Origin of the sequence: Actinomycetospora termitidis (assembly GCF_030286555.1) — a bacterium.
GTDB classification, from domain to species: domain Bacteria; phylum Actinomycetota; class Actinomycetes; order Mycobacteriales; family Pseudonocardiaceae; genus Actinomycetospora; species Actinomycetospora termitidis.
Genome location: NZ_JASVWF010000006.1, coordinates 181,779 through 204,267, shown reverse-complemented (window position 1 = coordinate 204,267; position 22,489 = coordinate 181,779). Strand labels below are relative to the sequence as shown.

Below are 22,489 nucleotides of genomic sequence, written 5' to 3'. Positions count from 1 at the left end.
CGAGCAAACGTACCGCCGTATCCGAGCGATCCCACCGTTCGGCGGCGCCGACGAGGAGGACACGGCTCCACCGGGACGCCGATCTATGCTCGACCCGGCGCGGGGGCGTGGATCGACATGGGGCGTGGATGGCGGGGGATCTGTTCGGGCCGTACCGGGTCGGCTCCCGACTCGGCAAGGGCGGCATGAGCGAGGTCCACGAGGCCTACGACACCCGACGTGAGCGCACCGTCGCCCTCAAGCGACTGCACTCCGACGACCAGGACGACCCCGACGTCCGCGAACGCTTCCGTCGCGAGTCGCGGATCGCCGCCCGGCTCGATTCCCCGCACGTCGTCCCGATCCACGACTTCGGCGTCATCGACGACCGCATGTACATCGACATGCGCCTGGTCCGCGGCCGGGATCTCGGCGCGCTCATCCACGCCGAGGGCGCCCTCGGCGCCGCGCGTGCCGTGCACGTGGTCGAGCAGGTCGCCGACGCCCTCGACGCCGCCCACCAGGCCGGGATCGTGCACCGCGACGTCAAACCCTCGAACGTCCTGCTCACCGCGCGCGACTTCGTCTACCTCACCGACTTCGGCATCGTCCACGTCCGGGAGGCCGTCGAGCAGCCCCGACTGACGGCCAGCGGCACCGCTCTCGGCACGCCTGCCTACATGGCTCCGGAGCAGTTGCGTGGCGAACCGTTCGACGAGCGCCTCGACGTCTACGCCCTCGGTTGCGTGCTGTTCGAGGCCCTGACCGGTCGTCCGCCGTTCGTCGGCGAGCGCACCGCCGTGATGATCGGCCACGTGCACGACGCCCCGCCCCGGCCGTCGTCGCTCGCCCCGCTGCCGACCGGTCTCGACGACGTCGTCCTCACCGCGCTCGCGAAGGACCCGGCCGCGCGCTTCCCGACGACGGGCGCTCTCGCCGCGGCCGCCGCGGAGGTCGTGCGGCAGGACGCGAAGGCGGCCGAGTCGCTGACCGAGGCCCGCACCTACGCGCCCGCTCCCCCACGACCGCAGCCGCCGCGGACGCCTCCACCGCCACGTCCGGTCCCGCTGCGTCCGGTCACCCCGGCCTCCCGACCCGCTCCCGACGGCGAGCCGCTCGAGTCCGGTGCGGACGCCACCGGCAGCGTGGCCCGGCCCCGCGCGTCGTGGCGTCCCCGCCGGATCGCGATCGCGGTCGGAGCGACGTTGGTGGCCCTGGGCGTCGTCGTCGCGATCCTGCTCCTGCGCACGCCGGCCGTGCCGGCCTCGACCGTCGAGGCGCAGATCGTCGCGCAGTCGGGTCTGGCCGCGAGCCAGGTGTCGTGTCCCGACCCGCTCCCCGCGGAGGTCGGCGCCTCGGTCGTCTGCACCGCGACCAACGGTGGGCGGACCCAGCAGCTCCGCGCGTCGGTGACCACGGTCGACGACGACCGAGTCACCTTCGACATCATCGCGCAGTAGCCGGTCTCGGACAGAACACGGCGAGAGCACGTAACTGTTGCGAGCTCCGCCCCGATCTCCCTCCGACGGTCTCTCGAGCGAGGTCGTCGTGAGGGGGACGAGCATGACCAGGGCCGGCGAGGAGCAGGCAGAGCCCGCCACCGACCTGCTGGGGTTCGCGGACCTGCAGGCCCGGGCACCGCAGGGCGCACCGTTCCTGCCCCCGCCCCGGTCCGGGCCACCGCCGATGGGCCCGATGATCGGCCCGCCGAGCGGGCCCGCGCGCCGCTCCCCGCTGCTGAACTCCCAGGGCCGGCCGGCCCAGCAGCACCCCTCCGGCGAACAGCCGCCCTTCGACGGCGAGTCCGTGGCGATGAAGGTGCATCTGGCCACCGGCTTGCGACGCGCCCGGAAGGCCGTCGCGACGCCCGCCGGACGCTGGTCGCTCATCGGCGTCCTCGCGCTGGTCCAGGTGTTCCTGCTGTTCAGCACGGTGATGTGGTGGGCCTCCGGGTCCCGCGCGACCGCGACGGCGAGCGTCGCCCCGATGACCTGGACCGGGATCGTCTACGACGTCGGAGCTGCCGGCGTCTACCTGCGGTCGGCCACCCAGGTCGACCCCGCCAACGCCCGGGACACGGCCGCCCGCGGCTCGCGCCTGGCCGTGTCATGCGGGCAGACCGGCGACGAGGTCGCCAAGGGCACGGTGCACACCGCGACCTGGCTCAAGACCACCGACGGCCTGTTCGTCTCGATGCTCTACGTCCGCGTCCCCGACCGGCAGTCCATCCCGAGCTGTGCCGACTCGACCGTCGATGCCCCGCTCCTGGCGCTGTCCGACCCGACGAACCCCGACCTGCCACCCCCTCCCGGGACGTCCCTCGGCGGCTCGACCGACACGAAGGCCGCGGGGTCGCCGAGCATCCCTGCGCGCCCGCGGACCACCACCGCACCGGGAGCCGTCGCCGCCCCGGTGCCGGCCGGTGCGGCTCCCGTGGCGCCGGGAAGCGCCGTCGCGCCGTCGGCGCAGGCTCCGGCCGTTGCGGTGCCGCCGGCCACGATCGGGAACGGCACGGGACAGGCCACCATGACGCCGAGGCCGGACTCGTCGGACTCGACCCGCGTGCCGCAACAGACGTCGGCACCCGATCCCGACACCACGCCAGTCGGCTGACGAGCGAAGGACCACTGCGCATCCGTGTCCGGCGGACTCGGTTCAGTGCGGGTGGCCGCGACGGTCGAGCCATCCCGAAGGCCATGCCAGACTCGTCGTCGTGATCGGAGACGTGCCGGACGAGCTGGGAGAACGGGTGATCGCGACCCTGCGGGACGCGGGAGCCCGGTTCGGGTTCCTGCACGGGAGTCGCGCGCTGGGCACGCATCGGGTCGACTCCGACGTCGACGTGGCGGCGTGGTGGGGCGAGTCGGCGCCGGCGTCGTTCGAGGTCGCCCTCCCGCCGTCGGTGGACCTCCTGGTACTCGACACGGCACCTCTCGAACTGCGCGGGCGCGTCGCGCACCGAGGTCTGCTGCTCTTCGACGACGACCCGCCGGCGCGGGTCGAGTGGGTGGCCACCACCCGCAAGATCTGGTTCGACGAACGGCCGCGATTCGAGCGCGCCCACCGGGAGTTCCTCGAGAGCGTCCTCCGTGGTCGATGAGACCTGGGTACTGCGCCTCATGCGCTCGGTCCGCGACGACCTCGAGGCCCTGACGATCGAGGCGTCCTCGTGGATGCAGAAGGGCGCCTGAACTGCAGGCCCGGCGCGGCGTACTGCGTCGCGTGTTCGTCATCGCCGGGACGATGGGCGCCGTCGTCCTGCTGCTCAACGCCGGGCTCTGGCTCGGTCAGCGGCGCCTCATCTACCTGCCCGAAATCGGCCCCGTCCCCGCCGCCGCGACCGTGCTGCCCGGGGCCCGCGACGTCGTGCTCGAGACCGCTGACGGGACGGCGCTCGGGGCGTGGTTCGTGCCCGCCGAGGGACCGCGGCGGGAGGTGACGGTGCTGGTCGCCAACGGCAACGCCGGCGACCGGTCCCTGCGTGCACCGCTCGCCGCCGCACTGCGCGCCGAGGGGCTGGACGTCCTCCTGTTCGACTACCGCGGCTACGGCGACAGCACGGGCTCGCCGAGCGAAGAGGGTCTGGCCGCGGACGCCCGGGCGGCCCACCAGCACCTCGTCACGAAGCGCGCCGTCCTGCCGCAGCGCACCATCCTGCTCGGGGAGAGCCTCGGAGCCGGGGTCACCGCGCGCCTCGCCACCGAGGTCCCGGTCGGTGGGATGGTGCTGCGCTCGCCCTTCACCGACCTGGCCGCCGTCGCCGAGCGGCTCTACCCCGTCGTGCCGGTGCGGCTGCTGCTGGCCGACCGATTCCCGGTCGCCGACCTCGTTGCCCGCGCCGACGTCCCGACGACGGTGGTGCTCGGCGAGGGCGACCGGATCATCCCGCCCGCACTGAGCCGGGCGGTCGCCGACGCCGCCGGCGCCGACGTCGTCGCCGTCCCCGGCGCCGACCACAACGACGCCGTCCTCGGCCACGGGCCGGCCGTCGTCGGCGCGGTCGTGCGCCTCGCAGACGCGCTGGACCGACCCGCCGGATGACGGATCACATGCGGCGGCTTCGTGCGACCTTCGCCGTCGTCACCGCGAGCACCACCGTGCCCAGCGTCTCCACCACCAGCGAGGTCGGGGCCAGGTCGTAGGACAGGCTCGAGCGGAGCCCGAAGAGGCCGACCGTCAGCGCCAGCACCAGCGCCAGCCACGACCCGGCCATGAACAGCAGGCTCAGCACCGTCACGAGTGGGAACAGTCGGCCACGCAGCGCCAGCATCGCGCCCGCGAGCACCAGCGCTCCGATCCCCTGCAGCGTGAACAGCACGCCCATCAGCCCGCCGGTGCTGGTCGCGACGAGGTAGAGGTGGATCGCCCCGACCGCGAGCAGCGCCACCGCGCTCAGCACCCGCCACGCCCGCAGCCCTCGCGTCGTGCTCATCTTCGCTCGACCTCCTCACCCGTTCGCGTGACCTCGCCACGACCTCGTCGTTGTCCGGGTCACAGCTCGGCGTCGTGGGGAGAAGTATGAATTCGGTCGGTACCGGACGGCGGCTGCTCGTCGCCGCGATCGCGGTCGTGGGGCTCCTGGCGCTCGGCACGCCCGCCGCGCTGGCCAACGACGGCCACCACGTACCGGGCACCGGCACCCCTGGCGACGGGGACGGCGTCGTCCAGTACGTGAACATGGGCGACAGCTACAGCGCGGCCAGCGGTGTCCTACCCCCGGCGCCCGGCGCCCCGCCGCAGTGCCTGCAGTCCCTGCGCAACTGGGGCCACCTGCTCGCGGACCGGTGGGACTACGCGCTGACCGACGTCTCCTGCGGCGCCGCGGAGACCCGGCACTTCACCGAGCCGCAGTACCCCGGGGTCGCGCCGCAGGTGCAGGCCCTGTCCGACGAGACCGACGTCGTCACCCTCACCATCGGCGGCAACGACAGCGGCGTCTTCATCGGCACGATCGTCGCCTGCGCCACCGCCGCGGCGGTGACCGCCGGCACCGGCAACCCCTGCGAACAGCAGAACGGCGACCGGTTCACCGACACCATCGAGAACGTCACCTATCCCGACCTCGTCAGGACGCTCGAGACGGTCAAGGCTGCTGCCCCGAACGCGCGTATCGGGATCGCGGGCTACCTGCAGATCCTTCCCGAGGAGCGGGGCTGCTACCCGATCATGCCGGTCGCGGTCGGCGACGTGCCCTACATCAACGGCATCCAGGCCACCCTCAACGACGCGGTCCGCCGCGCGGCCGAGGCCACCGACGTCACCTACATCGACGTCACCGAGGCCTCGCAAGGACACGACGCCTGCCGGCCGATCGGGACACGCTGGGTGGAGCCGGGCCTGCTCGGCACCAACCCGGTCGTCGTGCACCCCAACGCCCTGGGCGAGGCGGCGATGGCCGACCGCGCCGCGGCCGAGCTCGGGCCCGGACCTCAGCGGTAGTGCGGCTGGGTCGTCCCCTCGCCCCACGCCGCAGCCATCGCGACGTCCCCGCGGCTCCGTAACCCGCCTTCGGCACGAGTCGTCGACCGGCCGAGCGCGATCGGATCCGAGTCATCACGACTCGGATCCGCCACCGGCTTCTTCGACTCGGCCCCTGGTGGCGTCCCGCATGGCACGCAGCACACGCACTGGAACGCCGTGCCCTTCCCGATCCGCGGGAGGACGCCGAGCGACCCCGAGAAGCGGCTGGGAGCGCCGTGGCTGCGTCGCCTCGTCGACGGGCTGCCGGACCCGGAGATCGTCTGTCTGCCCGGCGCGCTGGCCCGAGAGCGGCGGGCTCTCGCGTCGCGAGGACAACTGAGTTCAGTACCGCCGGACCTGTCAGACTCGGGTCATGGACACCGCGCGAACGATGACTGCGGCCGTCAGCCGGGACGGAGACTGGTACGTGGCGCGCTGCCTGGAGGTCGAGGTCACCAGCCAGGGGACGTCCGTCGAGGAGGCCCTCGCGAACCTCCGGGAAGCCCTGGAGCTGTACTTCGAGGACGACGCCGCTCCCGTCCCCTTCGAGCACCCGCTGGTCACCCCCATCGAGATCCGCATCCCGGCGTGAGTCCCACGCTCCCCCAGGTCTCCGGCAAGGAGGTCGTGCGAGCGTTGACGGCTGCGGGCTTCGAGGAGCGCTCCACGCGCGGCAGCCACCTGAAGCTCCGCCACCCCGACGGTCGTGTCGTCATCGTGCCGCTCCATCGGGAGATCGCCCGCGGCACACTGGCGTCGGTCCTCCGTCAGGCGGGTCTCAGCACCGCGCAGTTCCTCGCTCTCCTCGACTGAGTCGAGCGCAGTCCCGCCAGCGGATCACGCCCCGACGCCGCAGCAGCGCACGCCTCCCATCACGTACCGACCGGGGGGCAGGTCAGAGGACTCCGATGAGATCACGCACCCGCTGCGCGACGTCAGCGTGACGCGTCGGGTGCAGCTCCGCGACGAGTTCCTCGAGTCGGCGCGTCGACACCCACGTCAGTCGGTCCAGGTGCGCCATCCCGGCGTCGACGATCGATTCCCGGTAGACGCCCTCGCAGACGCCGGCCGCGTCCACCTCGACCGCGATCACCCGGCGGTCTGCGAAGGCCGTGTTGTAGGCGTCCGAGGACACCACCAGATACCTCATCGGTTCGATCGCTTCGCGCCGGGACTCCCAGACCTGGCCGAATCGGACCGCGGGAAGCGCCACGTTCAGCGGTCCCGGTCGAACGCAGATGCGGCGTCGCGAGCCCGCGCGTCGAGCAGGGCGTCCTCCTGCTCCGCGGATTACAGCGTCCCGCGCCGGTCCTCCTCGGCTCGCGCCCGCAGGGCGGTCTTCAGCGCGAGTTGGTACCGAATGGCAGCCCGCACCCAGTCCGACACCGACGTCCCGTCCTCGGCGGCTGCCTCCCGCGCCTCTGCAGCGAGTCGATCGTCGAGGCGCAGGGTCATCTGCTCCGACATGCGGTCAGCATCCGAGGGGCCTCTCACGCCACGAAGGCCTGCACGAACTGGCCGATCTGCGCGAGGTTCGCCGACACGGCCAGGCTCCCCAGGGCGGCCCGCAGCTTCGTCCAGCTGCGCTCCACCGCCTGCGGTGCCTCGTCCGCGACGGCCTCCTGGAGGTTCTCCGCGTGGCGCAGCGCCTCGGGTCGTCCCGCACCTCGGAGCTCCTCGACGAGCCGGATCAGCTCGGCTCGGACGACCTCCAGGTCGGGTGGCGGTCCGTTCGAGACGGTGCCCTGGGCACGGCTTCCCCGGCCCGCCGCGAACACGCTCCCGCTCACGCCACCGATGTTGATCTGGTCCCCGGTCACGCCTTGCCCCTCCCCGACGACGCGGAACTACTGGACGTACTGCCTTCCGCGCGGGCTCCCGCTCCGGCCGCGAACACCGAGTTGTTGACCGACTCGATGTTGATGACGGAATTGGCCACCGCGTCGAAGTTCGCGATCTTCAGGCCGTGCGCCGACAGATAGGTGCGGACGGCCTCCAGCACGGTGCGGTCGAACAGGCTCGCGTAGCGCTGTACGTCGGAGCGGTGGAAGTAGTCGCCGCTCGAGCCGCTCGCCGCGAGTTCCCGCAGACTCACCCGGGCACCGAACTGTGCCGGCACCAGCCGGTTGCCGGCCGTCCTGATCGGGCGGAACGACCGGAAGACGCGCCGGAGCCGCGACGGCAGGCTCGTCGGGAAACGAACGACGTCGAGCAGGCCCTCCCGCCACGCGGACGACCGGAGGGCGTGTGGGTCGTCGACCGTCCGGTACGCCGCCTCGAGCGGGTTCAACGCACAGGTGACCCACTCCAGGTAGAGCAGGTGCCCGTCGGTTCCGAGGGTGACGTAGCAGGAGACCGTCAGGTCCCGTTCCCAGCTCTCGACGTAGTGGCACCGGTAGTAGCGGGCCCACTCGCGCGGGTCCTCGGCTCCGTGGCGGGCGGCCTCGACGGCGATCCGGGCCAACGGCGGTGACCCGGTGCCGCCCGGCAGGTACATCCGGCCGTCGTCGGAGCCGGGGTTCGCGACGAGGTAGCCCGCGGACACGAGGACCTGTTCGTGGGAGCGCAGGTCGCGCAGCCGTCGGTGCGGGGACAGCGACGACGGGCGGCGGAGCGTCGACATCCCCTCGGAGATGGCGTCGTGCAACTCCTTCTCCCGGACCGCCGACGGGCGTGCCCCGTCCTCGGGTTCGAGCGGGACCACGAACGCGTGCCGCTCCACGACCGGGCCCGCCCCGACGAAGGGGTCCGGCCCACGGAACACGACGACGTCCGCCAATCCGCCCGACGCGCCGTGAGCCTCCGCCGCCCGGGTGCGCTGCAGCGGCGTCCGGAAGCGGTTCCGGCCCATGGTGCGCAGGACGGCGAGCGACCCGTCGTCGGACAGGGGCTCGTGGTGGAACCGGTGCGGGGCGAAGAGGTTGCGGACGAGCGCCGCGACGAGCAGCCGGTCACCGACGATCACCGCCGCCACGACGAGGACCGCGAGCACGATCGTGACGTTGATGGACGGCACCAGCGCGAACACGGTGGACGGTGCATCGGCGGTCCGGAGCAGCCGGTTGTAGATCCGGACCGGCCCGACGAGGAGAATGCCGAGCAGGAGCAGCGCGAGCACGACCAGCATGACGACGGCGGTCCAGGCCCTCGACCGACGACCGTCTCCCGGCCCACTCCCGGCCCGCACCACCGCGCCCACGAGCAGCCAGGCGAGCGCGAACAGGGGTTCGGCGACGAGGACGACCAGAGCCAGGATCGCGAGGACCCCGTCGCGCCACTGACGACGTCGGTGCGACGCGGCCGCGTCACCGAGGACCGACGCGGCGTCCACGCCGGGCGAACGCGGGATGCACCGTCGCGGCTCGACGAGGAACTCGTCGATGAGGGACTCGGCGAGATCGGCGTCGAGGTGGACGGTGGCCCCGAGCAGCCGGGTCGTCTCACCGGGACGTTCGGACCAGTCGCCGGTGCGCGGGTGCGGGATGGTTCCGGGTGCGGCGAACGGACCGGACTGCGCACCCAGGTCGAGCGGGTTCCCGCAGGTCCCGCACGGGCCGGCACGCGCGACGTTCTGCTGCCCGCACCTCGAGCACGTCGACCCTGCCGTCGTTGCCATGCCACTGCCCCCGCGCATCTTTCCTACCGGGAGCGACTCTCAGGATCGCGTGACAGGACGTTGACCGGCACCGACCGTAAGAGTGATGCCACTGAGCCGTCCGGGGACCAGCGCGTGAGCGACGATCTGCGCTGCAGTCCCCTCGCGTCGGCATGTCACAGACGCTCCGCGACCTCGCGGAGGATCCGTTCCATCGCACGCCGACGGGCCAACTCAGCAGTTCCGAGCAGGACGTCGGCGGGGCCGACCGGAGAGAGAGCCAGGTCCGGCAGCGTCGGGAAGCCTTCGGGTACGTGCCGGCGAACGGCCTCGAGCAGGCCCTCGCCCGTCCGGGCGAGCGGCCCTGCGAGCACCACCAGCTCGGGATCGACAGCGAAGACGAGTTCGCGCAGCGCTACGGCGAGCGCCCCGGCGACGTGGTCGAGCCGTTCCGGGCCGACCGGCGTGCCCGCTGTGAGCAGCGCGTCGTTCGCCTTCCGCCACGGCGTCCCCTGCACGTGGGCGAACTCCCCGGCCTGCCCATGGGCACCGCGGTAGAGCTCACCGCCTCGGAGGAGCCCCATCCCGACGCGGGCCCCCGCGTGCACGACGGCGACCTCGTCGCGGCCCGCCGCGCCGCCGTGCACGTACTCGGCGACGGCGGCGGCGTTCACGTCGTTCTCCACCACGATCGTCGCCTGCGGGAACCGTGTCGTGAGATGGGTCCGGAGAACGTCGGCGTGCCAGCTGTCGATCACCTCGCACCGGGTGATCGAACCGGTGTCGTCGATGATGCCCGGGGTCGCCGCGACGATCGCCCAGACCTGCTCACGACGAGTGTCCGCTGCTGCCAGCGCTTCCGTGACGACCTCGTCCACCAGTCCGAGGCGTTCGGGGGTCGGCGTCGACCGGGTCATGCCGAGTCGGACGTGAACCACCTCGTGTCGCTGCCCGAGGGCGGGGCCGGTGAGGGGATCGACCCGGGCGCGAGCGGTGTGGGGGCCGATGTCCACCGCGACGACGGCTCCGCGCCCGCGATCGAACTCGTAGATGGCGGTCGGACGTCCGGGAGTGTCACGGGGGGCGTTGTACTGCTGCACGAGCTCGCTCTTCACCAGCCCGTGCAGTGCCTTGTCCGTGGCAGGGCGCGACAGTCCGGTCCGGGCGGCCACGTCCAGGGCGCTCGACGGACCCGTTGCGTACAGCGCCTCGAGTACCCGGGCGGCGTTGAACGCCGCCAGCCGCTTGGTCGAGGTGATGGACGGCCACTCGCCCATTGCGATCAACGCCCTCATAGATTTATGATCAACCGATCAAAGAATAGGAGCGCCCGATGCCCATGCACAGCGCCGTGAGCTGGAGCGACGGACTGGACGGTGCCCGGCTGCTCGGGGCCCAGCCGCCGCATCGCCCGTCCCCCTCTCCGTCGATCACGTCGACCACCGCCGGCGCCATCATCGCCGACCACCCTGAGTTGGCCCGCCGGTGCATCACGGTGTTGCGCCGGAATCACTCGCAGCCGCAGCAGGAGTTGCGCGAGTTGCTCGTGGCCCACGCCCGACACCTCGCGGGGGTACCTGCCGGCGACGTGTTCACGTCCCTGACGCGGAAGCTCGAGCAGGACGCCGGCTGGACCCGGACGGTCGACGACATGCGCAGACGGCACGAGGAGAGACTGCGGTCGCGCGCCGAGCAGGAGGAACGAGACCGTCGAGAGCGCGCTCGGAACGAACGCCGACGGGTCGCCCTTCGGACTCCCGAGCGTCGACCCGGGGTCGACGCCCTGATCGCCTCCATGACCTGGGACGTCCGACGCTGCCTCCGTATCCTGCGCAAGACCCATCTCGAGCCGGAGGCCGAGCTCCGACGGCTCCTGAACCACATGCTCGGCCACTCTCGACACGAGCTGAACCTCATCCTGCGTGGACTGGCGAGAAGTCTCGAGGACGAGGGGCTCACGGGCACGGATGTGGCTCGAACCCTCCACGAGAACGACCCGATCCACCCCCGGCGGCATCCGCGGCCGGACTGGCACGACCGACTCCGATGACCGAGCCCGTGGACCGACGTCAGCAGCTGCTCGACGAACTCGCCGACATCGATCGACGGTTCACCGTGGCGCTCGGCGACGAGTACGACGCGACGCACGGCGCCGGCGTGCACCTACCTCCGGAGGCCATCGACGCCGAGTTCGAAGCATTGGATGTGCAGGAGTCCGCCGTCATGGAAGAGCTCCGAGCGCACGCGCGAGAGGAGCAGCGGAGGGGCCGAGCCGTCCTCGTCCCGAGTACGCGACGGTACGGTTCGAGCGGGCCGTACTTCGGATTCCGTCGCACCTGGCTTCCGATAGACGACGCCTGACAGGAGACCTGAGCGACGCCGGAGCGAGGCACACACGGGGCGACGTCGGCGTGACACTCGGGGTGGAGCTCGGCGTCCAGGTAGCGGATCGGGCGGACGGCCTCGGCTCCAGGCCACCACACGAAGCGGCCGCGGGAACCAGCGACCTCATCGTTCATGACGATGCGGTTCGTCGTCGCACCGACAAGGTTTCTCACTCCTTGTAGTTGTCTCGTCCGAGTTGCGTCGATTCACCCGTTTACCGCGTCACACTCTCACGAAGAGTGATCGATCATCCGTCCGGAAAGGGTCTGTCGACGCCGCCGGAGGACACGTGAGAACGAGCAGGACCACCCGCACCGTGGGGACCGGGACGCTGGGGGCCCTTGCCGCCGCGGTCCTCGTGGCCGGTATGGCCCCGACCGCGCAGGCCACGCCGGCCCGCAGCATTCCGGCTCCGAAGTCCGCTCCGTCGGCGAGCACACCGTCGACCGGCGCAAGCGTCGTCAGCCCCCAGACCGCCGTGGCCGTGGACCCGCGGACCGGCACGGTGTTCCAGGCCGACCCGACGGGCAACCGACTCCTGGTCTTCGCCCCGGTTCCGGGTGGATACGCCGCCCGGGGCAGCGTCCCGACGGGGGCGGGACCGGTGTCGGTCACGGTCGACCCCGCGACGAGCACCGTCTACACCGCGAACCAGACCGGCCGCTCGATCACGACGATCGTCGCGGGCCGCTCCGGCGCCTGGACCGCGACCAGGACCACGCCGCTCCTCATCGCGCCCTCCACGGTCGCGGTCGACCGGACCGGCACCGTGCACGCCACGAGCGCTCCGACGAGCGGCCCCACGACAACCAATGCCGCACGCCTCGCCGGGTTCACCCAGCAGGTCCGGGCCGCCGGCTGGGCGGCGTCCTTCAACCCGAAGAACTACAAGATCACCTACGGCCCGGGCTACATCCGTGCCTACAACGCCGGGACCAACACGGAGTTCTGCGCCGGCGTCTGCACCGACGTGGCCGTCGGTCGGCCCGGCGTGAACGGCGGTCGGGCCGGCACCGGCTACTGCATCGGCCGGTGCACCAACGTGGCGACCGGCGCCGACGGCCGCGCGGGCGAGGCCGGAGGCAACGGCGGCACCGCCTACTGCCTCGGCCAGTGCACCAACATCGCGACCGGGGGTCGCGGCGGCGACGCGAGTGGGTCGACCGCTCGGGCCGGCAACGGCGGCAACGGTGGAACGGCCATCTGCTACGGCACGTGCACCGGCGTCGCCGCCGGAGGTCGCGGAGGAAACGCCGTCGCGACCGGCGAGCCGGGCGGTCGCGTGGTGCCCGCCCCCATCGGCGGTGGCTGGATCATCGAGACGACCGGCGGAAACGCCGTGGCCGTCGGCGGCAACGGCGGCGCCGGTGGCTCGGCGCGGGTCAACGGCGGCCCGGCGCGCCAGGGCGTGGGCGGTGCGGGAGGCAGCGCCACGGCGACCGGTGGACAGGGCTCCGGCGGCCTGATCCCCGGCATCCCGGTGTCCGGCCCCGCGAACGGGGCGAACGGCGGCTCGGCGACAGCGATCCCGGGGACCGGGGGCGCCGGGAGTACGCGCGGCGCGGACGGCCTCGCGACGGCGACCGGAGGCCGCGGGGGCGACGGGTTCGGCGCGTTCGACCGGGACCTGGCCGGCATCGCACGGGGGGCCAGTGGCGGCACGGGTGGCGCCGCGACGGCCTACGGGACCGGCGCGGTCGCGACCGGCGGCGCCGGTGGTACCGGGGCTGCAGGCGGAAGCGATCCGCTCGGGACGAACTGGGGCGGAGTCGGCGGGACCGGCGGAGAGGCCATCGCCGATCTGGGGACCGCCACCGGCGGCCTCGGTGGCGCCGGAGGCCGTGGCGGGACGGCCGGCGACGGCAACAGCGGCGGTGAGGGCGGTACCGGCGGTGCGGCGAGCAGCGACGACGGGCGGGCCGTCGGTGGAGCGGGTGGCGCCGCGGGCGCCGGCGGCGACGCGGACGGCTCCCTGGGCAACAGCGGCGGGACCGGCGGACTCGGCGGCGCCGCCGTGACCGAGGGCGGCTCGGCACTGGGGGGCGCCGCCGGACGCGGCGGCGACGGCGGCACCGGCGCGGGCGGTTTCCAGATCGCCGGCTTCGGAGGGCAGGGCGGAGCGGCGTCCTCGACGTCGGGGACCGCCACCGGCGGCGCGGGTGGCCGGAGCGGCGACGCCGGCACGGGAGCGGCCGGGAACAACTACGTTGCGTCCGGCGGCTTCGGCGGCGCCGCCGTCACGCAGTCCGGTGTCGCGATCGGCGGGCGCGGTGGCGACGGCGGGAACGGTGGCACCGGGTCGGGTGGGAACAACTTCGGCGGAGACGCCGGCTCCGGCGGCGACGCGCGAGCGACCGCGTCCGGTGGGACCGCGACCGGAGGTGACGGCGGCCGGGGCGGTCTGGCCGGGAGCGGCGGAACCCTGGAGAGCCGGGGCGGCTTCGGCGGCGAGGGTGGCTTCGTCCAGACCGTCGACGGACGCGCTACCGGTGGACGCGGCGGTGACGGCGCCTCGGGCGCCGTGGGCGGTGCCGGTGGTACGGCCGGTGGCGGCGGAGGTGGCGGATTCGCCGTGACCGAGTCCGGCGTCGCCGTCGGCGGGGCCGGTGGCGACGGCGGCAGCGGAGGTGCCGGGAGCGGTGCGCAGACCGGTGGCCGGGGCGGTCCGGGTGGCACGGCCTACGCCATCGGTTCCGGCGGCACCGCGCTCGCGGGCAACGGCGGGAGCGGGGGCGCGGGCGGACTGAGCTCGGACGGCGTCGCCGTCGGCGGTCAGGGCGGGCCGGGCGGGCCCGCCAACACCGTCGACGGGTCGGCGACCGCGGGCGACGGCGGTTCGGGTGGGGCCGGTGGAACCGGCGGATCGGGCGGCAACAACGGTGGGTCAGGCGGCGCGGGCGGCCGTTCCGACAGCTCGACCGGACCCGTCACCGCCGGCGACGGCGGTCGCGGCGGAGACGGCGGTACGAGCTCGTCCGGTGCGAACGACGGCGGCGACGGTGGCCGTGGAGGCGACGCGACCAGCGGTGGAGCGGTCTCGACCGGCAGTGGCGGTTCGGGCGGCAACGCCGGCTCGGGCGGGACACGCGGCTCCGACGGCTCCGGCGGTACGCAGACCCCGGCGCAGCCGTGAGCTGACGACCGGTCGGACCCGTCGTCGGGATGGTCCCGACGACGGGGTCCTCGGGCCCGTAGCACATCAGCGACGCGGTGCTACGTTGGCCGCGTGAGCGACGCTATCGGCCAGAGAGAGCTACGGAACGACAGCGGGAGGATCATGCGACGCGTCGAGCAGGGCGAGAGCTTCGTCGTGACTCGCAACGGCCGTCCCGTCGCCGATCTCGTCCCGCACGCCCGATCCCAGGAGACCAGCCGCCCGAACATCGGTGAGCTCCAGGCGATCTTCAGGCAGCTGGCCCCGGTCGACGTCGAGGGGTGGCGCTCGGAGCGCGCCACCGCCGACGAGACCTTCGGGAACGACGATCCGGTCACGGGGTGACCGGCGACCAGCGGGCCCTGCTCGACACCTCGGTCGTGATCGACCTCGAGACCTTCGACCTCGGAGAGCTGGCGGACGCCCTTCCCTCGATCAGTGCCGTGACCGTCGCAGAACTCGCCTTCGGGCTCGACATCGACGACCTCGTGGAGCGCCAGGCCCGCACCGACCGCTTCTACGCAATCCTGCGTGACATCCCGGTCCTGCCCTTCGATCTGTCGGCCGCCCGGCTCTACGGCACGCTCGCTGCCACCGTGCGCCGGTCGGGCCGGAATCCTCGCCCGCGACGGATGGACCTCCAGATCGCTGCCACCGCCGGGGCCCACGCCATGCCGCTCCTCACCCGCAACCCTGCTGACTTCCACGGTCTCGATCGTTTCCTCGACGTCATCCCGTCCTGAGAGCGTTCCTGCCTCGACATCTGGCCGCGAGAGAGCGCGCTTCGTGCCTGGAGGCGTGGGTACCGGTGTTCCGTCAGCCGCGCAGCACCTGCGACACCACATCACGCAGCGCAGACCCGAGATCGGCTTCCGACACGGGGATGTCCTGGTCCGGCGGCCCGCCGAACGGCCCGTACGAGGTGTAGGTGATGCTCGGCGGGCACACGGCATCGCCGACCTCGACACGCCGGTCGAGCAGGACCCGCCCGGTGCGAGTCTCATAGGCACGTACCGGTATGGCGGTGCGGAAGAACGACACCTGGTTCCGGCCGCCCGACCCGACGTAGGTGCACGTCTGGTCGGCTCCGCCCCGCTCGGTCCCGCCGATGCAGACCACCACCGAGGCGCTCGCCGCCTCCGTGGCGCGCTGCTCCTGAGTCAGTGGCAGCGCATAGGCGAAGCGGCCGTACGTCGCTTCGTCCACGAACACGCGGCCCGAGGGGCCTGGTGCCGGCGCTGCCGGATAGGCGAACGGGCTCGTGCAGTACGCCGCGAGCCGTGCCCGGGTGTCCGACTCCGCCTGACCCGCGGCGGCCGCTGCGAGCCCCAGCTGGGCACGCTGCACCACGGCGGCCTCCGGGCGGAGGGCCAGCGCCTGCACATAGCGAGCCGTCGCACCGCCCCAGTCCGCGCGGCTCCGGAACTCGTCGCCGCAGGACACCACCGCCGTCGGCAGGAACGCGGTAGCCGCGGCGACGGCGGGGCGCGTCGCGGGGTGGAGGAGCCGGGCCGGATCGAACCACCGCGCCACGTCCGCGGTGCGGCACGACGGCGACCGGGTCGACGCTGCGATGAACTCCCGGAGCATCACCTCGACCATGCGCTCGTGACCTGCGTGAACGCGGAGCACCTTGTCCCACCGTGACTGGGCGACGCGAGCGCCGCGAGGTCTCCACCCGCCGCCCGGTCCAGCTCCCTACGGGCAGAGGCCAACTCCTCGCACACGTGCACGGTCTCGTCACCCCGGGTGGCCGCCGGCGCGGCGACCACCCGGGGGCCGAACCAGAGTCCGCCCTGAGCGGCCGTGGCAGCGGGACAGTCGCCGCGTGCCCGGGCCTCCTCGACCGTGCTCGTCACCGATCCGGCCCGGATCGTCAGTGCGGCGAACACGGCCACGACGAGGACGGCGACGATGACGGCGATCACGCGGTGTCGCCGAATCCTGGCCGAGTCGCGTCCGCCGGCGATGACGAAGCCGTGCACGACGAGCACGGCCCACCAGAGGACCAGCAGGACGAGAACGGCGACCCATCCGCTCGCTCCGAGCACGCCCAGGAGCACAGCGGTGATCGCCGTCGTACCGGCCGCCAGCCTCGGCCTCCCCACGAGCAGATATCCGACGCCGAGAAGCGTGGCGTTGCCCAGTGCCGCCGCCACGGCGTCGTGTCGTCGTCCGCCGATGTGATCACCCATCAGAGAGCCCCCAGTGCCCGCGAGGACGGCGCGTGCCGCCTCCACAACCATGACCAAGATCATCCGGGAGGGCTCCCGGCGTCACCTCGGTAGGAATTCCTCCATGGACGCCACCACCGTCAGCACCTCCGCTCCGACCACCGCCCCTCCCCGCCGAGCGGGCGGGCGCACCTCCGTCGCCACCGGCGTGCTCGCCGCCGCGCTCCTCGCCGGCTTCGGCCTCCCCGCCACCGCACACGCCGCGCCGCCGTCCCTCCCGCAGCCTTCCGCCGCGACCGTCCTCGTCGCCACCTCGGCGCCGACGGCGGCCGCCGAGCCGGGGCGCCCGCGCAACGGCGCCGTGTTCACCAAGCGAGGCTCCGGCAGCGGTCAGTTCACGGTAGACAACTCCGGTAACGGCTCCGACGCCGTGATCACCCTGTCCGACGGCGCCCGGGCGGTCCTCGTCATGTACGTGCGGGCCGGGGAGAAGGCCACCGCGACGAAGGTGCCGAATGGCGACTTCGACGTCTTCAGCGAGCGCGGCCGAAACTGGAATTCCGTCACCGGACGATTCGACGGGACGAGCTCGGCCGGTCACTTCGACCGCAAGGCAGGCTTCACGTCCAAGCGGACGTCGAAGGGAACGACGTACACGAAGATCACGCTCACGCTCCACGAGGTGGCGCACGGCAACACCAAGGAGTCGCCCGTGTCCGATTCCTCCGTGCCGAACTGATCACGGTCCGACGAACTGACTCCAGGTGACGAAACAGCTGCGAGCGGTCATGACCACCCAGAAATCCACCTATCGTGTAACGCGCCCATCCGTGTCCGCGAACACTCGCGGCAGGAGATCCGGAATTCGACCCGGGTCCGGGGGGACGATGATGAGCATCGACGCGGGGCGGGTCCTCGGCAATCGGTACCGATTGGACCGGAAACTCGCCGGTACGGCCGATCGCCCGGTCTGGCTCGCGCGGGACGAGTGGTCGGACGAGGACGAGGACGTCCTGCTCGCCCTGGTGCCGGACTCGGCGGGCCCGGGCGCCGAGGCGGCCGCCACGCGTCGGGTGGTGGGACGCGAGGTCCGCACCGCGATCGGTCTGCGCAGTCCGCACCTGCGCCGGGTCCTCGACGTCATCGCGGACGACTCCGGACTCTGGGTGGCCGCTCGGACACGGCCCGGCAGCCGGACACTGCACGAGATCCTGGCCGAGCCGGGGACGCCGACCCCGACACGTCTCGCCCGGTGGGGCCGCGATGCCGCCGCCGGTCTGGCCGATCTGCACGAGGCGGGGCTCGAGCACCGCAACATCCGATCGGCGCTCATCGCGATCGACGACGACGGGTCCGCCTCCCTCCTGGGCGTTGCGGCCACCGGGGACCTGTCGTCGGCCACGACCGGCGATCCCGCCGACCCCGGCGACGACGACTTCGGCGACGAGGACGCCCTCGGGACCGACGACGTGCGCGCGATCGGTGCCCTGCTCCGCGAGGCTGTCGCACCCACGGGGCCCGACGCTGCTCCCTCCGACGAGCACGACGTCCGGCACCTCGAAGCCCTGACCGCGGTAATGAATCTCGCCGCGGACGGGGAGATCAGCGCCGGAGAGCTCCGCAGGCGCCTCAGCGACGTCCTCGAGAGCCAGCCGACCTCGTTGCCGGTCGCGAACCCGCCCTCCGCGACGGAGGCCAGGACGGTCCGCGTCGACCCGCACGAATCCCTGCCGGAGGGCGAGGACGAGACGACGAAGCGGACCGCGCCGGCTCCTCCCGCGGCGTACGTCGGGCCTCCGTGGTCCGCAGGCCGCCCTGCTCAGCAGGGTCCACCTCCTGGGATGGGGCAGCCGCCCCGGTGGCCCGGACCCTCCCCCGACCACCTGCCGGTCGCGTCGCTTCCGGGCGGGCCGGTCGCACCGACCGAGGAGCGGTCGACCGACGAGCGAACGGGCGGGGAGAGGACCACCCGGACGCCCCGGACCCGCGGCCGCGACTGGGTCGCCGGACACCGCGGTCTCGTCGCTGCCGCAGCGATCGTCGTGGCCCTTCTGCTCGTCGGCGGACTGCTCGTCGCCGGGATCGGTGGCACGGGGCCGCGCCGGGCCGACGCGATCGCCGCGCCGGGCGCCGGCACGCCCACGAACCCACCCGCTCCCGCGTCCGTCGCGCCGCCCTCGGCGGTCGGCGACCGGCGGACCGCCAACCCGTGCAGCCTGCTCTCCACCGGCTCCTTCGCCGGCTTCGGCACGCCGACCCTGTTCGAGGACTTCGGACCGTTCGGCTCCTGCGCGGTGCTCACGGCCACGGCACAGGGCGGGTCCTACCTGACCAGCGTCGGGTTCTACACGGCCGGGGAATTCGTCAGGACCACGCCGACCGAGCAGGTCGGGGACGTCGCCGTCACCCGCCTCCCGGCCTCCACCGCGGATCGCTGCCGCCGCCTGCTCGCCCTGCCCGACGGCCTGATCGTCGAGGTGGAGACGCGGGCCGTCACCGCGGCGTCCGGCGTCGATCCCTGCGCGCTCGCCGACGCGGGCACCTCCACGGCGATCCCGGTCCTCGTCGGGCGCAGCACCGCCCGGCGCCCGCTCGACCCGGCACTGCAGCTCGGCTCGCTGGACGCCTGCGGGCTGCTCGAGTCGGCCGCGCTGGCTCAGGTCCCGGGCCTCGACCCGACCCGGCGCGTCCCGTGGTTCGAGGGTTGGGGCTGTTCGGTCGGGTACAACTTCGCGCTCACCAACGCGCCGTACGCGAACCTCAGCTTCGATCGGACGTCCCCGTTGCCCGGGACACCGACCCGGATCGGCCGACACTCGGCCGTCGTGACGCCGACCCCCGCATCCGACGGCCGCTCGGCCTCCTGCCGAGTGACCTTCATCCAACGCAGCTACATCGGGAGTTCCGGGCGGGCCAGAGCCGAGATCGCCCAGCTCACGGTGTTCGGCGCGTCCGGCGACCCGTGCAGCACCGCGACACCGGTCGCTGCGGCGACCGAGGCCCGTCTCCCGGCGCCGGCCTGAGAGGAGCAAGAACCATGGCCCGCTCCACCCGACCACCCGCCCCACGTCGCAGCGGTGTCGAGCTGCTGCCGCCGGAGACCCACAGCCTCGCCCGGGGCATCCCCGAGTCACCTGAGGGCACGTTGTTCGTCCTCGGGGATCGCGGGGGCATCCGGGTCGATCCCGAGACGCGCTTCGAGGTGCTCTTCGGCCGCAACGAGCCGGAGGTCCACGTCTGCCTCGGCGCCGACGACCCGGGGATCAGCCGACGGCACGGCCTGCTGTCGTGGAGCCCGCAGGGATGGTCGCTGCGCAACACGGGCGTCGTCCCCATCCGCTTCCCGGGCTCGCGGTTGCTGCTCTCCGGCCACGAGGAGCCGCTGGGCTCGAGCTACACCCCGCTGTTCATCCGCACCGAGGCGAAGCGCGAGCACCTGCTGGAGCTCCGGGTCGCCACCCGGCCACCCCGCGGGGAGAAGGCGAAGGTCGACGACCCCACGCGTCGGCCCACCACCTGGGAGCTCTCGGAGCACGAACGGCTCCTCCTGACGGCGCTCGGGGAGCGGTACCTGCGCCACGAGCCCCACCCGCAGCCGAACACCTGGAAGGACACGTACCTGCTGCTCGAGGACCTCGACCCGGACTACGGCTGGACGACCAAGAAGGCCGAGCACGACGTCGCCCGCGTCCGGGAACGCCTCACGAGGGCCGGCGTCGTGGGGCTGACCCGCGACGAGGTCGGTGAGCCGGCAGGCAACGCGATCAACCACAACCTGCTCCTCGAGCTGCTCGTCTCGACGAGTCTCGTCCCACCCGACCTGCGTCTGCTCGACCGATGACCCCTCACGACCCCGGAGCCCCAGGCATGATCACCACCAAGGGTGGTTACAGCATCGGCGACCAGCTGCTCGGTCGCTATGAGCTCGTGCGCTACATCAGCCATGGCGGGATGGGGATCGTCTGGGAAGCCTCGGACCTCACCCTCGACCGGGTCGTCGCCCTCAAGCACGTGCGATTCCGGGACGACGACGAGGCCGCCGACGAGGACCGCCGGCGGACGCTGCGGGAGGCGCGCACCGCCGCCAAGCTCAGCGACCACCCGCACATCATCACGATCTACGACGTCCAGGAGGTCGCGGGCGACATCTGGCTCGTGCTCGAGTACCTCCCGTCCGAGAGCCTCGCGCAGCGCACGAGCGAGGGCCGGCTCCTCGAGGTCACCGAGGCCGCTCGGATCGGGGCGGAGGTCGCCCTGGCCCTCGACGCCGCCCACGAGCGGGGCATCGTGCACCGCGACGTCAAGCCCGGCAACGTGCTGCTCGGGAGCGCCGACGGCGAGGTCAAGCTGACCGACTTCGGCATCGCCCACGCCGAGGGCGAGCACCCCGTGACCCAGGCGAACGTCATCTCCGGGACCCCCGCCTACATGGCTCCCGAGGTCGCCCGAGGACACGCCGCGACGCCCGCCTCGGACGTGTTCTCCCTCGGAGCGACCCTCTACAGGCTCGTCGAGGGGAGGACCCCTTTCGACGAGGGCGAGAACACGCTGCAGACGCTGATGAGGGTGGCGCACGAGTCGCCGACGCCGCCGCGCCAGGCCGGTCCGTTCAGCGGCCTGCTCATGCACTTCCTCGAACTCGACCCGCGCACCCGACCGACGGCCGCGGACGCCCACCGGCTGCTCGACGACTTCGTGCGCCGCCTCAGCGAGCCCACGAAGCCCCCGAAGGACGAGGTACCACCACCGCCGGAGAAGAAGAGCCGCTTCGGACGGCGCGCGTTACTCGCCGCCGCGTCTCTCCTCGTCGTGGCCGCACTCGTGGTGGGCGTCGTCGTGTTCCTGCCCTCCGGTTCCGCCTCCGGCATCCCGGCTCTCCCCGAGAGCGTCGGAGCCGTGCGGTTGACCGGAGACGTCCGGGCCGCCGACCCGTGCGCTCTGCTCGACACCGAGGCCGTGGCCGGCCTCGGCCGCGCACGGATCGGGCCGGGCGGCTCGATCTACGAGTGCCGTCTGACCATCGACCTGCCGGACGGGCAGCGCATCTACAACGACGTGCACTTCGGGAACACGGTCGCCGAGGGGGCACGAGGGCCGGTGCAGCAGCTCGGGGAGGTGACCCTCGCCCGTGAGGGGCACAACCCCCGGGGCTGCAGCAGCGACGTCGTCCTCGCCGACAACAATCTGATCGCGGTCAACACCCGGTACGCCAACTCCCGCGCCGGGTCCGATCCGTGTCCGACCAACGAGGCCGTCCTGGCGGTGGTGGTCGATCGACTGAACGAGAACGGGATCAGCTACCGGCCGGGGTGGATGGACGACATCTCCCTCGCCCGCCAGCAGGCCTGCGATGTCCCCGGCGACTCCCCGGCGCAGATCCCGGGCATGCTCGCCACCCAGCGATCGAGCTACCTCAACGGCTCGGCGTGCTTCATCGGGCTCCGCCAGAAGGGAGTTCCCTACGTGGCGGTGACCCTCGGGGTCGAGCCGAACGGCGGCATCAGCAACTACGGCACGCCCAGCACGATCGGCGGGAAGGCCGCCTTCACCCGGTCCATCGCCGGCTACTACAACCCGACCGCCTGCCGGGTCAGCCTCGAGCACCGCCCCTCCTACAGCGGCGGAGCCAATCGGCCGACGGAGTACATCTCGGTCCAGGTCGAGGGGAGCGCCCCCTACGACGAGCTCTGCCGTCAGGCCGACGCGATCGCATCGGCCTCCGAGAAGTTCGTGTCGTCCTGA

General features: G+C 72.8%; 23 protein-coding genes. 15 read left to right on the top strand and 8 right to left on the bottom strand.

Annotated features, from left to right (window positions below; genetic code table 11):
- Positions 1–128 precede the first annotated feature (128 nt).
- The 4 genes from QRT03_RS23910 (at position 129) to QRT03_RS23895 (ending at position 4,020) form a co-directional block, all read left to right on the top strand.
- Positions 129–1,439, top strand: a complete 1,311-nt coding sequence (locus QRT03_RS23910; protein WP_286055602.1) for a protein kinase domain-containing protein — start codon at positions 129–131, stop codon at positions 1,437–1,439.
- A gap of 103 nt (positions 1,440–1,542) precedes the next feature.
- Positions 1,543–2,592, top strand: coding sequence for a hypothetical protein (locus tag QRT03_RS23905; protein ID WP_286055600.1), 1,050 nt, complete (start codon positions 1,543–1,545; stop codon positions 2,590–2,592).
- Between the two features lie 100 nt (positions 2,593–2,692).
- A complete protein-coding gene (locus tag QRT03_RS23900; RefSeq protein ID WP_286055599.1) occupies positions 2,693–3,079 on the top strand; it encodes a nucleotidyltransferase domain-containing protein in 387 nt (128 codons plus the stop codon).
- A gap of 122 nt (positions 3,080–3,201) precedes the next feature.
- Complete coding sequence (locus QRT03_RS23895; protein WP_286055598.1) at positions 3,202–4,020, top strand: alpha/beta hydrolase; 819 nt, start codon at positions 3,202–3,204, stop codon at positions 4,018–4,020.
- 4 nt (positions 4,021–4,024) lie between these two features.
- Here the strand turns inward: QRT03_RS23895 and QRT03_RS23890 are convergent, their stop codons facing one another.
- Positions 4,025–4,411 (bottom strand): hypothetical protein, encoded by a 387-nt coding sequence (locus tag QRT03_RS23890; protein ID WP_286055597.1) that lies wholly within the window; start codon positions 4,409–4,411, stop codon positions 4,025–4,027.
- A gap of 86 nt (positions 4,412–4,497) precedes the next feature.
- Between QRT03_RS23890 and QRT03_RS23885 the strand changes: the two genes are divergently transcribed.
- The 3 genes from QRT03_RS23885 to QRT03_RS23875 all read left to right on the top strand — a co-directional run bounded on the left by QRT03_RS23885 (position 4,498) and on the right by QRT03_RS23875 (position 6,252).
- The gene (locus QRT03_RS23885; protein ID WP_286055596.1) at positions 4,498–5,418 is read left to right on the top strand and encodes an SGNH/GDSL hydrolase family protein; all 921 of its coding nucleotides are present in this window, start codon (positions 4,498–4,500) and stop codon (positions 5,416–5,418) included.
- Between the two features lie 394 nt (positions 5,419–5,812).
- A complete protein-coding gene (locus tag QRT03_RS23880) occupies positions 5,813–6,031 on the top strand; it encodes a type II toxin-antitoxin system HicB family antitoxin (protein ID WP_286055595.1) in 219 nt (72 codons plus the stop codon).
- A complete protein-coding gene (locus tag QRT03_RS23875; RefSeq protein ID WP_286055594.1) occupies positions 6,028–6,252 on the top strand; it encodes a type II toxin-antitoxin system HicA family toxin in 225 nt (74 codons plus the stop codon). The genes QRT03_RS23880 and QRT03_RS23875 overlap by 4 nt, the downstream gene beginning before the upstream one ends.
- A gap of 82 nt (positions 6,253–6,334) precedes the next feature.
- On the opposite strand, the gene QRT03_RS23870 is transcribed toward QRT03_RS23875, so the two are convergent.
- The 5 genes from QRT03_RS23870 to QRT03_RS23850 form a co-directional block, all read right to left on the bottom strand.
- Positions 6,335–6,589 carry a hypothetical protein gene (locus QRT03_RS23870; protein ID WP_286055593.1) on the bottom strand — a complete coding sequence of 85 codons (255 nt, stop codon included), beginning with the start codon at positions 6,587–6,589 and terminating at the stop codon, positions 6,335–6,337.
- A gap of 140 nt (positions 6,590–6,729) precedes the next feature.
- Positions 6,730–6,906 (bottom strand): YlcI/YnfO family protein, encoded by a 177-nt coding sequence (locus tag QRT03_RS23865; protein ID WP_286055592.1) that lies wholly within the window; start codon positions 6,904–6,906, stop codon positions 6,730–6,732.
- 23 nt (positions 6,907–6,929) lie between these two features.
- Entirely contained in the window at positions 6,930–7,259 is a 330-nt protein-coding gene (locus QRT03_RS23860; protein WP_286055591.1) for a hypothetical protein, read from the bottom strand.
- Positions 7,256–9,055 carry a hypothetical protein gene (locus QRT03_RS23855; RefSeq protein WP_286055590.1) on the bottom strand — a complete coding sequence of 600 codons (1,800 nt, stop codon included), beginning with the start codon at positions 9,053–9,055 and terminating at the stop codon, positions 7,256–7,258. The genes QRT03_RS23860 and QRT03_RS23855 overlap by 4 nt, the downstream gene beginning before the upstream one ends.
- 155 nt (positions 9,056–9,210) lie before the next feature.
- Positions 9,211–10,329, bottom strand: coding sequence for an ROK family transcriptional regulator (locus tag QRT03_RS23850; protein ID WP_286055589.1), 1,119 nt, complete (start codon positions 10,327–10,329; stop codon positions 9,211–9,213).
- A gap of 751 nt (positions 10,330–11,080) precedes the next feature.
- Here QRT03_RS23850 and QRT03_RS23845 point away from each other — a divergent pair.
- From QRT03_RS23845 to QRT03_RS23830, 4 genes are all read left to right on the top strand, one after another.
- Positions 11,081–11,395: a hypothetical protein gene (locus tag QRT03_RS23845; protein WP_286055588.1), complete on the top strand. Its 315-nt coding sequence runs from the start codon at positions 11,081–11,083 to the stop codon at positions 11,393–11,395.
- A 313-nt stretch (positions 11,396–11,708) separates the two neighbouring features.
- Positions 11,709–14,552, top strand: a complete 2,844-nt coding sequence (locus QRT03_RS23840) for a YncE family protein (RefSeq protein WP_286055587.1) — start codon at positions 11,709–11,711, stop codon at positions 14,550–14,552.
- 93 nt (positions 14,553–14,645) lie between these two features.
- A complete protein-coding gene (locus tag QRT03_RS23835) occupies positions 14,646–14,918 on the top strand; it encodes a type II toxin-antitoxin system Phd/YefM family antitoxin (RefSeq protein WP_286055586.1) in 273 nt (90 codons plus the stop codon).
- Complete coding sequence (locus QRT03_RS23830) at positions 14,915–15,316, top strand: type II toxin-antitoxin system VapC family toxin (RefSeq protein ID WP_286055585.1); 402 nt, start codon at positions 14,915–14,917, stop codon at positions 15,314–15,316. The genes QRT03_RS23835 and QRT03_RS23830 overlap by 4 nt, the downstream gene beginning before the upstream one ends.
- Positions 15,317–15,389: 73 nt before the next feature.
- Here the strand turns inward: QRT03_RS23830 and QRT03_RS23825 are convergent, their stop codons facing one another.
- Positions 15,390–16,175, bottom strand: a complete 786-nt coding sequence (locus QRT03_RS23825) for a hypothetical protein (RefSeq protein WP_286055584.1) — start codon at positions 16,173–16,175, stop codon at positions 15,390–15,392.
- A complete protein-coding gene (locus tag QRT03_RS23820; protein WP_286055583.1) occupies positions 16,163–16,768 on the bottom strand; it encodes a hypothetical protein in 606 nt (201 codons plus the stop codon). Before QRT03_RS23820 ends, QRT03_RS23825 begins: the two co-directional genes overlap by 13 nt.
- A gap of 187 nt (positions 16,769–16,955) precedes the next feature.
- On the opposite strand from QRT03_RS23820, the gene QRT03_RS23815 reads away from it, so the two are divergent.
- The 4 genes from QRT03_RS23815 to QRT03_RS23800 all read left to right on the top strand — a co-directional run bounded on the left by QRT03_RS23815 (position 16,956) and on the right by QRT03_RS23800 (position 22,489).
- Entirely contained in the window at positions 16,956–17,486 is a 531-nt protein-coding gene (locus QRT03_RS23815; protein ID WP_286055582.1) for a hypothetical protein, read from the top strand.
- Positions 17,487–17,637: 151 nt separating this feature from the next.
- Complete coding sequence (locus QRT03_RS23810; RefSeq protein ID WP_286055581.1) at positions 17,638–19,770, top strand: hypothetical protein; 2,133 nt, start codon at positions 17,638–17,640, stop codon at positions 19,768–19,770.
- A gap of 14 nt (positions 19,771–19,784) precedes the next feature.
- A complete protein-coding gene (locus QRT03_RS23805; RefSeq protein WP_286055580.1) occupies positions 19,785–20,588 on the top strand; it encodes an FHA domain-containing protein in 804 nt (267 codons plus the stop codon).
- 26 nt (positions 20,589–20,614) lie between these two features.
- Positions 20,615–22,489 (top strand): serine/threonine-protein kinase, encoded by a 1,875-nt coding sequence (locus QRT03_RS23800; RefSeq protein ID WP_286055579.1) that lies wholly within the window; start codon positions 20,615–20,617, stop codon positions 22,487–22,489.

Excerpts from the sequence above, each read along its gene's own strand:
- QRT03_RS23910 (WP_286055602.1), top strand. The coding sequence starts at position 129 with ATGGCGGGGGATCTGTTCGGGCCGTACCGGGTCGGCTCCCGACTCGGC.
- QRT03_RS23905 (WP_286055600.1), top strand. The coding sequence starts at position 1,543 with ATGACCAGGGCCGGCGAGGAGCAGGCAGAGCCCGCCACCGACCTGCTG.
- QRT03_RS23890 (WP_286055597.1), bottom strand. The coding sequence starts at position 4,411 with ATGAGCACGACGCGAGGGCTGCGGGCGTGGCGGGTGCTGAGCGCGGTG.
- QRT03_RS23885 (WP_286055596.1), top strand. The coding sequence starts at position 4,498 with ATGAATTCGGTCGGTACCGGACGGCGGCTGCTCGTCGCCGCGATCGCG.
- QRT03_RS23880 (WP_286055595.1), top strand. The coding sequence starts at position 5,813 with ATGGACACCGCGCGAACGATGACTGCGGCCGTCAGCCGGGACGGAGAC.
- QRT03_RS23870 (WP_286055593.1), bottom strand. The coding sequence starts at position 6,589 with ATGAGGTATCTGGTGGTGTCCTCGGACGCCTACAACACGGCCTTCGCA.
- QRT03_RS23865 (WP_286055592.1), bottom strand. The coding sequence starts at position 6,906 with ATGTCGGAGCAGATGACCCTGCGCCTCGACGATCGACTCGCTGCAGAG.
- QRT03_RS23855 (WP_286055590.1), bottom strand. The coding sequence starts at position 9,055 with ATGGCAACGACGGCAGGGTCGACGTGCTCGAGGTGCGGGCAGCAGAAC.
- QRT03_RS23850 (WP_286055589.1), bottom strand. The coding sequence starts at position 10,329 with ATGAGGGCGTTGATCGCAATGGGCGAGTGGCCGTCCATCACCTCGACC.
- QRT03_RS23845 (WP_286055588.1), top strand. The coding sequence starts at position 11,081 with ATGACCGAGCCCGTGGACCGACGTCAGCAGCTGCTCGACGAACTCGCC.
- QRT03_RS23825 (WP_286055584.1), bottom strand. The coding sequence starts at position 16,175 with ATGGTCGAGGTGATGCTCCGGGAGTTCATCGCAGCGTCGACCCGGTCG.
- QRT03_RS23820 (WP_286055583.1), bottom strand. The coding sequence starts at position 16,768 with ATGGGTGATCACATCGGCGGACGACGACACGACGCCGTGGCGGCGGCA.
- QRT03_RS23810 (WP_286055581.1), top strand. The coding sequence starts at position 17,638 with ATGAGCATCGACGCGGGGCGGGTCCTCGGCAATCGGTACCGATTGGAC.
- QRT03_RS23805 (WP_286055580.1), top strand. The coding sequence starts at position 19,785 with ATGGCCCGCTCCACCCGACCACCCGCCCCACGTCGCAGCGGTGTCGAG.
- QRT03_RS23800 (WP_286055579.1), top strand. The coding sequence starts at position 20,615 with ATGATCACCACCAAGGGTGGTTACAGCATCGGCGACCAGCTGCTCGGT.